The following is a 12,296-nucleotide window of genomic DNA, read 5'->3' as shown; positions in this document are numbered from 1 at the left end:
TGCTTATTGTAGATAAATTTTCTACACAAGCACTTAGAAAAACAAAAAAGGGGAGGTCAACATACCATGAAATTGTCGAAATTTTCATTACTCTTAGCTTTAGGTCTTTTGCTAAGTATATTCATGGTTGCATGCTCTAGTAGTGATGAGGGCAGCACAGATTCAAACACAGATTCAGGAACTGATTCTGGGGAAACCACTGAAGAAACTACTGAAGGTGGCGAAGAAGCAGAACAAGTACTTAATCTATTAGAAAGCGATACAATACCTACAATGGATGTCTCTATGGCTACTGATGAGCTTGCATTCATTTATCTTGGTAATACGATGGAAGGTCTTTATCGTCTAGGTGAAGATACTAAGCTAACTCCAGGTATTGCTAAAGATCATACAGTAAGTGACGATGGTTTAACGTGGACGTTCAACCTTCGTGAAGATGCGAAATGGTCAAACGGAGACCCGGTAACAGCAAATGACTTCGTTTATGCTTGGCAACGCGCTGTAAACCCTGACACAGGATCTGAATATGGTCCATACATGATGGGTGGCGTAATTAAAAACGCTACTGCTGTTAACGAAGGCGAAGTGCCTGTAGAAGAATTGGGTGTGAAAGCTGATGGCGACTATACACTAGTTGTTACACTTGAAAAACCAACACCATATTTCGAATCATTAACGGCATTCGGTACATTTTTTCCTTTAAATCAAAAGTTCGTTGAAGAACAAGGTGATAGTTACGCTACAAGCACTGAAACGTTATTAGCTAACGGACCATTCACATTAGATGCGTGGAAGAGTACGTCAACATCTTGGGACTTAGTCAAAAATCCAGAATACTGGGATGCTGAAGCTGTTAACTTAGAAAAAATAACTTTTGATGTGGTAAAAGATCCACAAACAGGAGTAGATTTATATGAAAAAGGTGAAGTACACCGTGCGGGTATTACCTCTGACATTGTTGATCAATATTCATCACACGATGACTTTACAATTACACCAGAAACATCATTGTTCTATTTGAAATTTAATCAAACTCGAAATGAAGCACTTGCTAACGTTAATATTCGTAAGGCAATCAGCAAATCTATTAACAAACAAGCTTTAGTTGATGAAGTAATCAATAATGGATCAGTTGTTTCTAACGCGTATGTACCTGCAAACTTCTCATTCCATCCTGAAACTGGAGAAGATTTCCGTGAAATTAATGGCGATCTTGTAACATATGATCCAGAAGCAGCAAAGGAACTTTGGGAAAAAGGGTTAGAAGAAATTGGTAAAGAAAAAGTAAGTCTTGAATTCCTTGGTGGCGACGGAGAAACTAGTAAGCTAACTAATGAGTTTCTTGCTAACCAAATTCAAACGACACTTCCGGGACTAGAAATTACTTTAGTTCAGGTACCATTTGAACAACGTCTTGATTTAGATACTAGCCAGGACTACGATATTCAATACGCAGGATGGGGTCCTGACTACCTTGATCCATATACATGGTTAAACTTATGGATAACTGATGGTCAAAACAACCACATGGGTTACTCAAATCCTGAGTATGATGAATTAGTTCAAAGCACTGTAAATGAATTAGCTCTTGAACCTGTAAAACGTTACGAAGCTTTCTTAGAAGCTGAAAAAATCTTAGCTGAAGATGCTGCAGTTGCACCATTGTATCAAAGTGCACGTGCACAATTAATCTCACCACAATATCAAGGTGTAATTACTAACCCAATGGGTGCTACTTATGATTATAAGTGGGCAAGTGTTGGAGCAGCTGAATAGCATTTTTCGAAACGATAATTAGAATATGCTAGGTTATGTAATTGGTAAAAGGGAGTATATTCCGAAGTGGCATATACTCTCTTTTCCAATGCAATTAAAGAGTCGTATAATTATAAACAATCGAACTTTTACAACATGAATTTACAAATTTCTTGGGAGGTGCAAGTATGACACGGTATATACTGAAACGTATTATGTATATGGCGATCACATTATTTTTAATTGCTACAATATCATTCTTCCTTATGAAACTATTACCGGGAAGTCCACTTAATGCTGAAAACAAACTATCAGAAGAGCAAGCCGCAGTTGTATTAGAAAAATATGGGCTAAATGATCCGGTTCCAATTCAATACTTGAATTATATGGGTGGACTTGTACAAGGCGATTTAGGGATTTCCTTTGCGTTTTCCAATACACCGGTTACAGATATAATTTTGGATAGAATTGGACCTTCTATACAAATAGGCTTTCAGGCTATGTTAGTTGGTACGCTATTAGGTATCCTTCTTGGTTTAATAGCCTCAGTTTTCCATAATGGTTTTCTCGACTATGGTTCCACGATTTTGGCAGTACTCGGTACATCCATCCCATCCTTTGTATTTGCAGGACTCTTGCAATGGGGATTTGCAGTTAAATTGGGTTGGTTTCCCGTCGCATTATGGGAAGGATTTGAGTATTCGATACTACCGACCATAGCATTATTAATTTTTCCAATGGCAGTCGCAGCTCGTTTTACACGAACAGAAATGCTGGAAGTACTAGGATCAGACTTTATCCTTACAGCTAGAGCGAAGGGTGTCACAGAAACGGGAATAATTTTCAAACATGGACTTCGTAATGCGTTAATACCACTTGTTACGATAATTGGGCCGATGGCAGTTGGCTTAATGACTGGTACACTCGTTATTGAACAAATTTTTGCAATACCCGGTTTAGGAGAACAATTTGTATCATCTGTAATGGTTAATGACTACCCTACAATTATGGGAACAACTTTGCTGTTTGCATTTTTATTTGTTGTTATTATTTTAATAGTCGACCTTTTATATGGAGTAATTGACCCTAGAATCAGAGTTACTGGAGGGGAGCTTTAAAATGGATCAGAATAAATTACCAAAAGAATTATTTCAACCCCTCGAACAAAAAGAAGATGAAAGTGAAAAAATAGCGAAACCTAGTAGAACGTTTCTACAAGATGCGACAAGAACATTTCTTAAAAACAAGCTAGCATTGTTATCGGTGCTTGTTTTATTAATCATCATTTTCTTTAGCTTTTTTGGACCAACTATGAATGATTATGGCTATAACGATCAAGACGTAACTAGAGGGACTATGCCACCACGTGTTGCAGCGTTGGATCACATAGGATGGTTAGGCTTTGATGGAACCCATGGTGGTGAATTTGATGGCGACACGGTTGAAGAAGCTACTCAAAATGCTTACATGCGATATGACAATAGAGAAGACTTTATTGATATTGAAGTAGTTAATGAAGGAAACGGTACAGCAGATTCAGCAACTGTTGAAGCAACCTATCATATCTATGAAGCAAAAGACATGGAAAACACTTACTTTTGGCTTGGAACAGATAACCTAGGTCGAGACCAGTGGACAAGACTTTGGCAAGGTACGCGTGTATCCTTATATATTGCCTTTTTAGCAGCAGCGATTGATCTTATTATTGGTGTAGCGTATGGTGGTATTTCTGGTTACGCTGGTGGCCGATTGGATAACGTGATGCAACGTATTTTGGAAGTTCTTGTCGGTATACCGAACTTAGTAGTAATTCTACTCATGATTATTATCCTGCAGCCAGGTATACTGTCGATAACAATCGCTCTGACGATTACTGGTTGGATCGGCATGGCCAGGATTGTACGCGGTGAAATATTAAAAATTAAAAACATGGAATATGTATTAGCATCAAGAACATTAGGGACAAAAGCTTCTAAGATAATTACAAAGCACTTAATGCCGAATATCAGTGGTGTTATTATTATAAATACCATGTTCACAATTCCTAGTGCAATATTCTTCGAGGCATTCTTAAGTTTTATTGGGCTAGGCTTAGTGCCACCAGAAGCATCGCTTGGAACATTAATTGATAATGGATTCTCTTATATTAGAATCTATCCATTCTTACTATTATATCCGGCAATTGTCATTTCAGTAATCATGATTGCGTTTAACATAGTAGCTGATGGATTACGAGATGCTTTTGATCCTAAAATGCACAAATAATAAGGTAGGTGTTTATAAATGAGTAAATTACTAGAAGTGAACAATCTGAACGTTTCATTTAACACCTTTGGCGGTGAGGTGCAAGCAGTGCGTGGCGTATCCTTTGACGTAAACAAAGGAGAGACACTTGCGATTGTTGGTGAATCAGGATCAGGTAAGTCTGTTACAACAAAAGCTATTATGCGACTTCTTCCAAAACCACAAGGGGTTATAAAAGAAGGATCCATTATGTTTGAAGGTGAAGACTTAGTTAATAAATCAGAAAAAGAAATGCAAAAAATACGTGGAAAAGATATATCGATGATCTTCCAGGACCCAATGTCGTCATTGAATCCCACAATGAAAATCGGGAATCAAATTATGGAAGGTTTAATGAAACATCAAAAAATGAATCGTAGGAATGCAAGTGAACGAGCAATTGAATTGTTAAAGCTTGTAGGAATTCCAGAAGCTGAAAAACGGTTACACCAATATCCACACCAATTCTCTGGTGGTATGCGCCAACGTGTTGTAGTAGCGATTGCATTAGCATGTAATCCGAAGTTATTGATCGCGGATGAACCAACTACAGCCTTAGATGTTACGATTCAGGCGCAAATTTTAGAATTGATGAAGGATATTCAAAAGGAAACAAGTAGTGCGATTGTTTTCATTACACATGACTTAGGTGTAGTTGCAAACGTTGCAGACCGGGTTGCGGTTATGTATGGAGGAAGAATAGTTGAAATTGGTACAACAGAAGAAATTTTTTATAACCCAAAACATCCATATACATGGGGTCTATTAGGATCAATGCCTACACTCGATGATAGTACAGATGATTTAATCACCATTCCAGGCAGCCCGCCAGATATGACGGATCCGCCTAAAGGTGACGCATTTGCACCACGAAATGCATATGCATTAAAGATTGACGAAGAAATGCAACCACCAATGTTCAAGGTATCAGATACACATTACGCTGCAACTTGGTTATTGCATGAAAATGCTCCAAAGGTAAAGCCGCCAGCATCCGTACAAAAACGAATGGATGGATTTGCGTCAACTGGTACAACTCCTGGAGTTAAGGAAGGTGAAGTACATGACAGCTGAAAAGTTATTAGAAGTTAGTAATCTAAAGCGTCATTTTAAAATTGGTAGAAAAGGTGTCGTCAAAGCCGTTGACGGTCTTAACTTTGATATTTTTCAAGGTGAAACATTTGGATTGGTTGGGGAATCAGGTTGCGGAAAATCTACAACCGGTAGAACAATCATTCGTTTATATGAAGCGACAGATGGAAGTGTAAAGTTTAAAGGTGAAGATGTTCATGGTAAAAAGTCTACAGCTGAAATGAAAAAATTTAATCGTAAAATGCAGATGATTTTTCAAGATCCGTCTTCTTCACTTAACCCAAGAATGACAGTTATGGATATTATTGCTGAAGGAATTGATGTTCATAACCTAGCTAAAAATACAAAAGAACGTAAAGAACGTGTTGAGGAGCTACTTGAAACAGTAGGTCTAAACAAAGAACACGCAACACGCTTTCCGCATGAATTCAGTGGCGGACAAAGACAACGTATTGGAATTGCACGTGCATTAGCAGTGAAGCCAGAATTTATTATTGCTGATGAACCAATTTCAGCACTTGATGTGTCCATTCAAGCACAGGTAGTAAATTTATTGAAAAAATTACAACGTGAATACGGCTTGACTTATCTATTTATTGCCCATGATTTATCCATGGTTAAATATTTAAGTGATCGTATCGGCGTTATGTATTTTGGAAATATGGTAGAACTAGCTGACAGTAACGAGTTGTATAGAAATCCGTTGCATCCATATACAAAATCACTACTTTCTGCTATTCCATTACCAGATCCAGAGTACGAACGTAACCGTAAACGTGTGGAGTATGATCCAACGGTACACAACGTTGATGAAGAACCAGAGTTTAGGGAAGTTTCTCCAAGACACTGGGTGCGTTGTACACCGACTGAATTTGAACAGTATAAGAAACAATTAGAATCTAAATAACGTATAAAAAGAAAACAATAAATATAGTAATCAGAAAAACCTTGCTATCTCATTTGAGATAGCAAGGTTTTTCTGGTTTTTTCTTCACAACTAACCATTTTCCCGTTTTACAGAGTTAAAAACATTTGCTAGAATACAAGAATTTAGAGTGAATAACCTTGAAACTACCACAAATAGTAGTTCAAAAGTCCTTATATTATGTAATAAAGCTGCTTTTTGTTATAAATCTATAACATTTGTAACATTTCAGGGGCTATTCATTAAATCTCGTAATATACTCTTAACCTCCCTGTAACTGCATTGCTTATCCCCCTGTGATAATATAGGCAATGTCAGAAATTCGAGGAGGGAACAACCTATGAAAAAATTAGTAGCGACTCTTGCTACAGGTATTATTATTGCCGGAGCAGGAATGTCAAGCGTCTCAGCTGAGGAGTATCAAGTAGAAAAAGGAGATAACCTCTGGGAGATAGCACAAGAAAACAATACAACAGTAGACGATTTAGTTAATATAAACTCACTGAAATCTACAGTGATTCATCCAAAACAAAAACTGGAAATCAATGAAGAAAAAAGTGAAACATATAAGGTTGAAGAAGGTGACACATTAATTGGGATTGGCAACAAATTTGATGTGAACTATAAAAACATCATGGAATGGAACAATCTAGACTCTAGTCTAATTGTTATCGGACAAAATCTTACTATTAATGATGTCAACATAGGTCAAGAGCAGGTTAGTCAGCCAGCCGAAGCAGTAGAAGCAAAAACTGCTGAGAAGCCAGAACCTAAAAAAGTTGAAAAACCAGAACCAAAAACTGAAACAGCTAAAGCAGAAAATTCGAATGACGAAAATACATCAGAAGATAGCAATCCAGAAGGTGAAACAGTTACTGTATCTGCAACAGCATACACAGCTGATTGCCCTGGATGTTCAGGAGTAACATATACAGGGATTGACTTAAATGCTAATCCAGATGCAAAAGTAATTGCAGTAGATCCAGACGTAATCCCATTAGGTACTGAAGTTTATGTTGAAGGCTATGGCCGTGCTATTGCTGGAGATATTGGTGGAGCAATCAATGGTGAAGAAATCGACATCCATGTTGGAACAAAAGATGAAGCATATGCATGGGGCGTTCGCACAGTAGACGTAACCATTTTAAATTAATTACAACTGAATAATGAAACGTGAGCATCATGAAAGGAAAGCACTATTTAGTTAGTTGCTTTCCTTTTTTTTTATGTCAAATAAGCCTAGAGTTTAATCGATGATGGGCTCGTATCTTTTTCAATTGTTTGATTAGGATCTTCTGATTGTGTATAACCTACGATTCCAAACCCAATAATTAACATAAGAAACACAGTGATTAATACTTTTTTCATACTATTTCCTCCATAAAGTGAAACTTCATTCAGTTTCTTTCTTCTCCCACTGAATGTTAGTTGAACCAATCGGGCTTGAACGGGCAGTTATCCCCCACCTAGTATTCTCAGTCTAACCTCAATTTTGAGCCATGAGGTTTTATTGCCCGTCAAACTGCGATAAAGTAGTTCATAGGACTAGTATAATAAAAAAGTGACTATTTTACTATAGTATTTTATGACAAAATTAGAGAAATTTCTTACAAAAATGACAGGTTTCTTATGTAATAAAAAGCCAATCATGCACATACTAAAAAATGACCTGTTCTTATTAAACATAATTAGTGAAATATGGTAAACTGTAAGATGAATTATGCGGAGGCTTTATGTCGAATTTTAACGGTATAGGATAGAGCGCTTACATAAAAAGGAGGATATAATACGATGACTAGCAAAACATTACATTCATTTTTAGAAGAAAATATTGCGGATCTAAAAGAAAAAGGACTTTACAATGACATTGAACCTGTAGAAGGCCCTAATGGACCGATCATTACGATAGATGGGAAAGAATTAATTAACCTGTCTTCCAATAACTACTTAGGTTTAGCAACAGATGAACGATTGAAAAAGGTAGCGAAAGCAGCTATTGACTCTCATGGTGTTGGTGCAGGGGCTGTACGTACAATCAATGGTACATTAGACGTCCATATTGAACTTGAAGAAAAGTTAGCTGAGTTCAAGGGTACAGAAGCAGCAATTTCATATCAGTCCGGGTTCAATTGTAATATGGCAGCAATTTCAGCTGTTATGGATAAAAATGATGCGATTCTTTCAGATGAGCTAAACCATGCGTCCATTATTGATGGGTGCCGATTATCCAAGGCAAAAATTATTCGCGTTAACCATTCTGACATGGACGACTTACGTAAAAAAGCAAAAGAAGCAGTTGAGTCTGGAAACTATAATAAAATTATGGTTATTACAGATGGTGTATTCTCCATGGATGGCGATGTTGCTTTACTACCAGAGATTGTAGATATTGCAGAAGAGTTCGACTTAATTTCTTATGTAGATGACGCGCATGGTTCTGGTGTAATGGGTAAGGGTGCTGGAACAGTAAAACACTTTGGCTTACAGGATCGAATAGACTTACAAATGGGTACATTATCGAAAGCAATCGGTGTAGTTGGAGGATATGTCGCTGGAAAGGCAAATTTAATTGATTGGTTAAAAGTGCGTTCACGTCCATTTTTGTTTTCAACAGCTGTTACACCGGCAGACGCAGTTGCAAGCACAAAAGCAGTTGAATTGCTGATGGAAAGCACAGAACTAAATGAAACGCTTTGGGAAAATAGTTATTACTTAAAAGCTGGCCTGAAAAAATTAGGGTTTGATATCGGTGATAGTGAAACGCCAATCACACCATGTGTCATCGGTGATGAATTAGACACACAGAAGTTTAGTAAAAAATTATATGAACATGGCGTTTATTGCAAATCAATTGTATTTCCAACTGTACCAAAAGGAACTGGCCGCGTGCGTAACATGCCTAGCGCAGCACATACGAAAGAAATGCTTGATGATGCACTACAGATTTATGAAAAGGTTGGAAAAGAAATGGGTATCATTTCGTAAGGCTGTTTTCTAAAAGTTTGTTGTTTTTGCCACAAAATCAATAAACTATCGATAGTGTGGCAACGCCAGACTTGGCTCCGGCAGTCGCTTTCTGCGGGCAACGCTTCAGCTGTTGCTTTTCTAAGCAGGAGTCGACTATCCAAAGCGAAAGTCAAACGGCATGCTAGCGTAGTGTATTTCCGGAGCGGTATGTTGACACAATTTTTTTGCAAGGATTAAATAGCAACAAAACTTATGAAAAGAGCATTTCGTAAAAGTATACGGTAGATGAATTGTTGGAGGTAAAACGAATGAAAAAGATTTTAGTTACAGGTGCTTTAGGGCAAATTGGCTCAGAGCTTGTCACGAAACTACGAGAGACATATGGTAAAGAAAATGTGATTGGGACAGATATAAGAAAAAAAGAGGATCATAATGATGCCGATGGACCCTTTGAAATCGTCGATGTAACAGATTATGATCGCGTATTTGACGTAGCAAAGCAATATGGTGTCGATACAATTATGCACCTTGCAGCACTACTCTCAGCCAAGGCTGAGGCCATCCCGAAGAAAGCTTGGGATCTAAACATGGGTGGGCTTGTGAATGCACTAGAGGTTGCCCGTGAGCTTGATCTGCAATTTTTTACACCTAGTTCAATTGGGGCATTCGGTCCAAACACACCGAAAGATGATACACCACAGGATACGATTCAACGTCCGACAACCATGTATGGCGTAAATAAGGTAGCAGGCGAGCTGCTTTGTGATTATTACTATTCACGCTTTGGTGTTGATACGCGTGGAGTCCGTTTTCCAGGACTCATTTCTTATGCAACACCACCAGGCGGCGGAACAACGGATTATTCAGTTGAAATTTATTACGAAGCAGTGAAAAACAAATCCTATACTTCCTATATTGCACAAGATACATACATGGACATGATGTATATGCCAGATGCATTAAATGCAATCATTCAATTGATGGAAGCGGATGGAAGCAAGCTGGAGCACCGCAACGCATTTAATATATCTGCCATTTCAGCCGAACCAGAAGATTTTGCAAAGGCTATTCAACAAAGTATTCCTGATTTCAAACTTGATTATGACGTCGATCCAGTTCGTCAAAATATTGCTGAGAGCTGGCCAAACCGGATCGATAGTTCCGCAGCAGCGAAAGAATGGGGATTTAAAGCAGAATACGATCTTGATAAAATGACAAAAGACATGCTGGAAAAAGTAGAAGCGAAAGTCGATAAGAGTGTTTAGTTGGGAGAAGGGGGTCTAGTCTTAGACTAGGTCCCTTTTATAAATGATTAAGATCGGAATTTATAATGGGTTGACTGGGGATGAACATTGTAACCGGAAGCGAGTGTTGATAAAGGGAGATAAAGTTTCCTCATTTCAATAAAAAAAGAGCGGCACCAATCGGTGTCGCTCCTTCCATATTATCCAGCATACATTGTTGCAATCTTTTTTTGTAGACCTTTATCCTGCACATATTCATCATAGGACATTTCTTTGTCAACAATACCACCAGGCGTAATTTCAATTAACCGGTTGGACACACTGTGAACAAACTGATGGTCATGTGACGTGAACAAAATGGACCCTTTAAATTTAATCAATCCATTATTAAGTGCTGTAATGGATTCCAAATCCAAATGGTTTGTTGGTTCATCTAATACAAGTACGTTTGCATTGCTAAGCATCATTTTTGCTAGCATACAGCGTACTTTTTCTCCCCCTGATAGCACATTCGCTTTCTTAAGTGCTTCTTCGCCAGAGAACAACATTCTACCTAAAAATCCACGTAAAAATGTTTCGGTCTGATCATCAGGTGAATATTGGCGCAACCAATCCACTAATGGAAGTTGATTATCCTCAAAGTACTTTGCATTATCTTTAGGGAAATAGGATTGTGATGTTGTCACTCCCCACTTATAGGTTCCAGCATCTGGTTCCATTTCTCCCATAATAATTTTGAGTAAAGTTGTTTTTGCTATATCATCGCGACCGACAAATGCAATTTTATCATCTTTATTAACAGTAAAGCTGATATTATCTAATACCTTCTTATCGCCAATGGTTTTCGTCAAGCCCTCAACTCGAAGCAAGTCATTCCCAATTTCACGCTCAGGATTAAAACCAACAAATGGATAGCGTCTAGATGAAGGTTTTATATCCTCCAGTGTAATATTATCAAGCATTTTCTTACGGGAAGTTGCCTGCTTAGACTTTGATGCGTTTGCACTAAATCGAGCAACAAAGGCTTGTAGTTCCTTAATTTTATCTTCTTTTTTCTTGTTATCATCCTGCGACATTTTTAAAGCAAGTTGGCTAGACTCATACCAGAAGTCGTAGTTACCGATATAAATTTGGATTTTTCCATAATCAACATCCGCAATGTGCGTACAGACTTTATTTAAAAAGTGACGGTCATGGGAAACAACAATTACTGTGTTTTGAAAGTTAATTAGAAAATCCTCTAACCACTGAATAGCCTGAATATCTAATCCGTTTGTTGGCTCATCGAGTAACAAGATATCTGGGTTGCCAAATAATGCTTGTGCAAGAAGGATTTTAACCTTTTGATCACCAGATAGGTCGCCCATTTTTTTGCTGTGAAGTTCATCATCAATGCCGAGCCCTTTTAATAAGACAGCTGCATCTGATTCTGCTTCCCAACCGTTCATTTCTGCAAATTCACCTTCAAGTTCAGCAGCACGCATGCCATCTTCCTCAGAAAAATCAGCTTTCATATAAATAGCATCTTTTTCTTGTTTCACCTTATATAATTTCTCATGTCCTATCAAAACAGTATCCAAGACTTCCTTGTCTTCATATGCAAAGTGATCCTGTTTTAAAACAGCCATCCGTTCTCCAGAAGAAAGGGATATATGGCCACTTTGGGGTTCAACTTCACCAGATAAAACTTTTATAAAAGTTGATTTACCAGCACCATTAGCCCCAATTAGCCCATAACAATTTCCCGGAGTAAACTTCAGATTTACATCCTCGAATAATTTTTTATCACCAAAACGTAAACTTACATTTGAAACATTTATCATATCTGTTAGTTCCTCCAATAATAAAACGTGGCTTATCGCTTCCATTAATGGCGAAAGCCTTCGTATTTCTTATATATTTTAAAACATTGATAGTTAAGACAATTTTCACGACTAAAAAAAGCATCAACGCTAGATTACGGCATTTATAGCAATTAGTCAATCTTAAGTAATTTTTTCTGAAAAAATAGTAGAAGTTTGTGCAGTAAC

At 37.6% G+C, this 12,296-nt stretch carries 10 protein-coding genes; 8 read left to right on the top strand and 2 right to left on the bottom strand.

Translation table 11 applies throughout. The features are described from left to right. Nucleotides 1-66 precede the first annotated feature (66 nt). The 6 genes from AC3G7N_RS14425 to AC3G7N_RS14400 all read left to right on the top strand — a co-directional run bounded on the left by AC3G7N_RS14425 (nucleotide 67) and on the right by AC3G7N_RS14400 (nucleotide 7,208). Nucleotides 67-1,776 (top strand): peptide ABC transporter substrate-binding protein, encoded by a 1,710-nt coding sequence (locus AC3G7N_RS14425; protein WP_489422870.1) that lies wholly within the window; start codon nucleotides 67-69, stop codon nucleotides 1,774-1,776. Nucleotides 1,777-1,943: 167 nt separating this feature from the next. After that, nucleotides 1,944-2,873: an oligopeptide ABC transporter permease gene (opp3b, locus tag AC3G7N_RS14420; RefSeq protein WP_489422869.1), complete on the top strand. Its 930-nt coding sequence runs from the start codon at nucleotides 1,944-1,946 to the stop codon at nucleotides 2,871-2,873. 1 nt (nucleotide 2,874) lies between these two features. Then, the gene (opp3C, locus tag AC3G7N_RS14415) at nucleotides 2,875-4,020 is read left to right on the top strand and encodes an oligopeptide ABC transporter permease (RefSeq protein WP_489422868.1); all 1,146 of its coding nucleotides are present in this window, start codon (nucleotides 2,875-2,877) and stop codon (nucleotides 4,018-4,020) included. Between the two features lie 18 nt (nucleotides 4,021-4,038). Further along, the gene (locus tag AC3G7N_RS14410) at nucleotides 4,039-5,112 is read left to right on the top strand and encodes an ABC transporter ATP-binding protein (protein ID WP_489422867.1); all 1,074 of its coding nucleotides are present in this window, start codon (nucleotides 4,039-4,041) and stop codon (nucleotides 5,110-5,112) included. Further along, the gene (locus AC3G7N_RS14405; RefSeq protein ID WP_489422866.1) at nucleotides 5,102-6,037 is read left to right on the top strand and encodes an ABC transporter ATP-binding protein; all 936 of its coding nucleotides are present in this window, start codon (nucleotides 5,102-5,104) and stop codon (nucleotides 6,035-6,037) included. Before AC3G7N_RS14410 ends, AC3G7N_RS14405 begins: the two co-directional genes overlap by 11 nt. 358 nt (nucleotides 6,038-6,395) lie before the next feature. Beyond that, the gene (locus AC3G7N_RS14400; RefSeq protein ID WP_489422865.1) at nucleotides 6,396-7,208 is read left to right on the top strand and encodes a 3D domain-containing protein; all 813 of its coding nucleotides are present in this window, start codon (nucleotides 6,396-6,398) and stop codon (nucleotides 7,206-7,208) included. Between the two features lie 86 nt (nucleotides 7,209-7,294). On the opposite strand, the gene AC3G7N_RS14395 is transcribed toward AC3G7N_RS14400, so the two are convergent. Next, nucleotides 7,295-7,423: a hypothetical protein gene (locus AC3G7N_RS14395; protein WP_489422864.1), complete on the bottom strand. Its 129-nt coding sequence runs from the start codon at nucleotides 7,421-7,423 to the stop codon at nucleotides 7,295-7,297. 423 nt (nucleotides 7,424-7,846) lie between these two features. Here AC3G7N_RS14395 and AC3G7N_RS14390 point away from each other — a divergent pair, with 423 nt between their 5' ends. Together AC3G7N_RS14390 and AC3G7N_RS14385 are read left to right on the top strand one after the other, a co-directional pair. Then, complete coding sequence (locus AC3G7N_RS14390) at nucleotides 7,847-9,040, top strand: glycine C-acetyltransferase (protein WP_489422863.1); 1,194 nt, start codon at nucleotides 7,847-7,849, stop codon at nucleotides 9,038-9,040. 290 nt (nucleotides 9,041-9,330) lie between these two features. Further along, nucleotides 9,331-10,287: an L-threonine 3-dehydrogenase gene (locus AC3G7N_RS14385; protein WP_489422862.1), complete on the top strand. Its 957-nt coding sequence runs from the start codon at nucleotides 9,331-9,333 to the stop codon at nucleotides 10,285-10,287. A gap of 179 nt (nucleotides 10,288-10,466) precedes the next feature. Here the strand turns inward: AC3G7N_RS14385 and AC3G7N_RS14380 are convergent, their stop codons facing one another. Beyond that, the gene (locus AC3G7N_RS14380) at nucleotides 10,467-12,089 is read right to left on the bottom strand and encodes an ABC-F family ATP-binding cassette domain-containing protein (protein WP_489422909.1); all 1,623 of its coding nucleotides are present in this window, start codon (nucleotides 12,087-12,089) and stop codon (nucleotides 10,467-10,469) included. Nucleotides 12,090-12,296: the final 207 nt, after the last annotated feature.

It is taken from the genome of Virgibacillus carmonensis (assembly GCF_057836705.1).
The sequence above is the reverse complement of the archived record's forward strand: the minus strand, read 5'-3'. Positions and strand labels throughout refer to the sequence as shown.

What these genes read in the sequence shown, in the direction of transcription:
- AC3G7N_RS14425 (WP_489422870.1), top strand. Translation starts at nt 67, where the DNA reads ATGAAATTGTCGAAATTTTCATTACTCTTAGCTTTAGGTCTTTTGCTA.
- AC3G7N_RS14410 (WP_489422867.1), top strand. Translation starts at nt 4,039, where the DNA reads ATGAGTAAATTACTAGAAGTGAACAATCTGAACGTTTCATTTAACACC.
- opp3b (WP_489422869.1), top strand. Translation starts at nt 1,944, where the DNA reads ATGACACGGTATATACTGAAACGTATTATGTATATGGCGATCACATTA.
- AC3G7N_RS14395 (WP_489422864.1), bottom strand. Translation starts at nt 7,423, where the DNA reads ATGAAAAAAGTATTAATCACTGTGTTTCTTATGTTAATTATTGGGTTT.
- AC3G7N_RS14385 (WP_489422862.1), top strand. Translation starts at nt 9,331, where the DNA reads ATGAAAAAGATTTTAGTTACAGGTGCTTTAGGGCAAATTGGCTCAGAG.
- AC3G7N_RS14400 (WP_489422865.1), top strand. Translation starts at nt 6,396, where the DNA reads ATGAAAAAATTAGTAGCGACTCTTGCTACAGGTATTATTATTGCCGGA.
- AC3G7N_RS14405 (WP_489422866.1), top strand. Translation starts at nt 5,102, where the DNA reads ATGACAGCTGAAAAGTTATTAGAAGTTAGTAATCTAAAGCGTCATTTT.
- AC3G7N_RS14390 (WP_489422863.1), top strand. Translation starts at nt 7,847, where the DNA reads ATGACTAGCAAAACATTACATTCATTTTTAGAAGAAAATATTGCGGAT.
- opp3C (WP_489422868.1), top strand. Translation starts at nt 2,875, where the DNA reads ATGGATCAGAATAAATTACCAAAAGAATTATTTCAACCCCTCGAACAA.
- AC3G7N_RS14380 (WP_489422909.1), bottom strand. Translation starts at nt 12,089, where the DNA reads ATGATAAATGTTTCAAATGTAAGTTTACGTTTTGGTGATAAAAAATTA.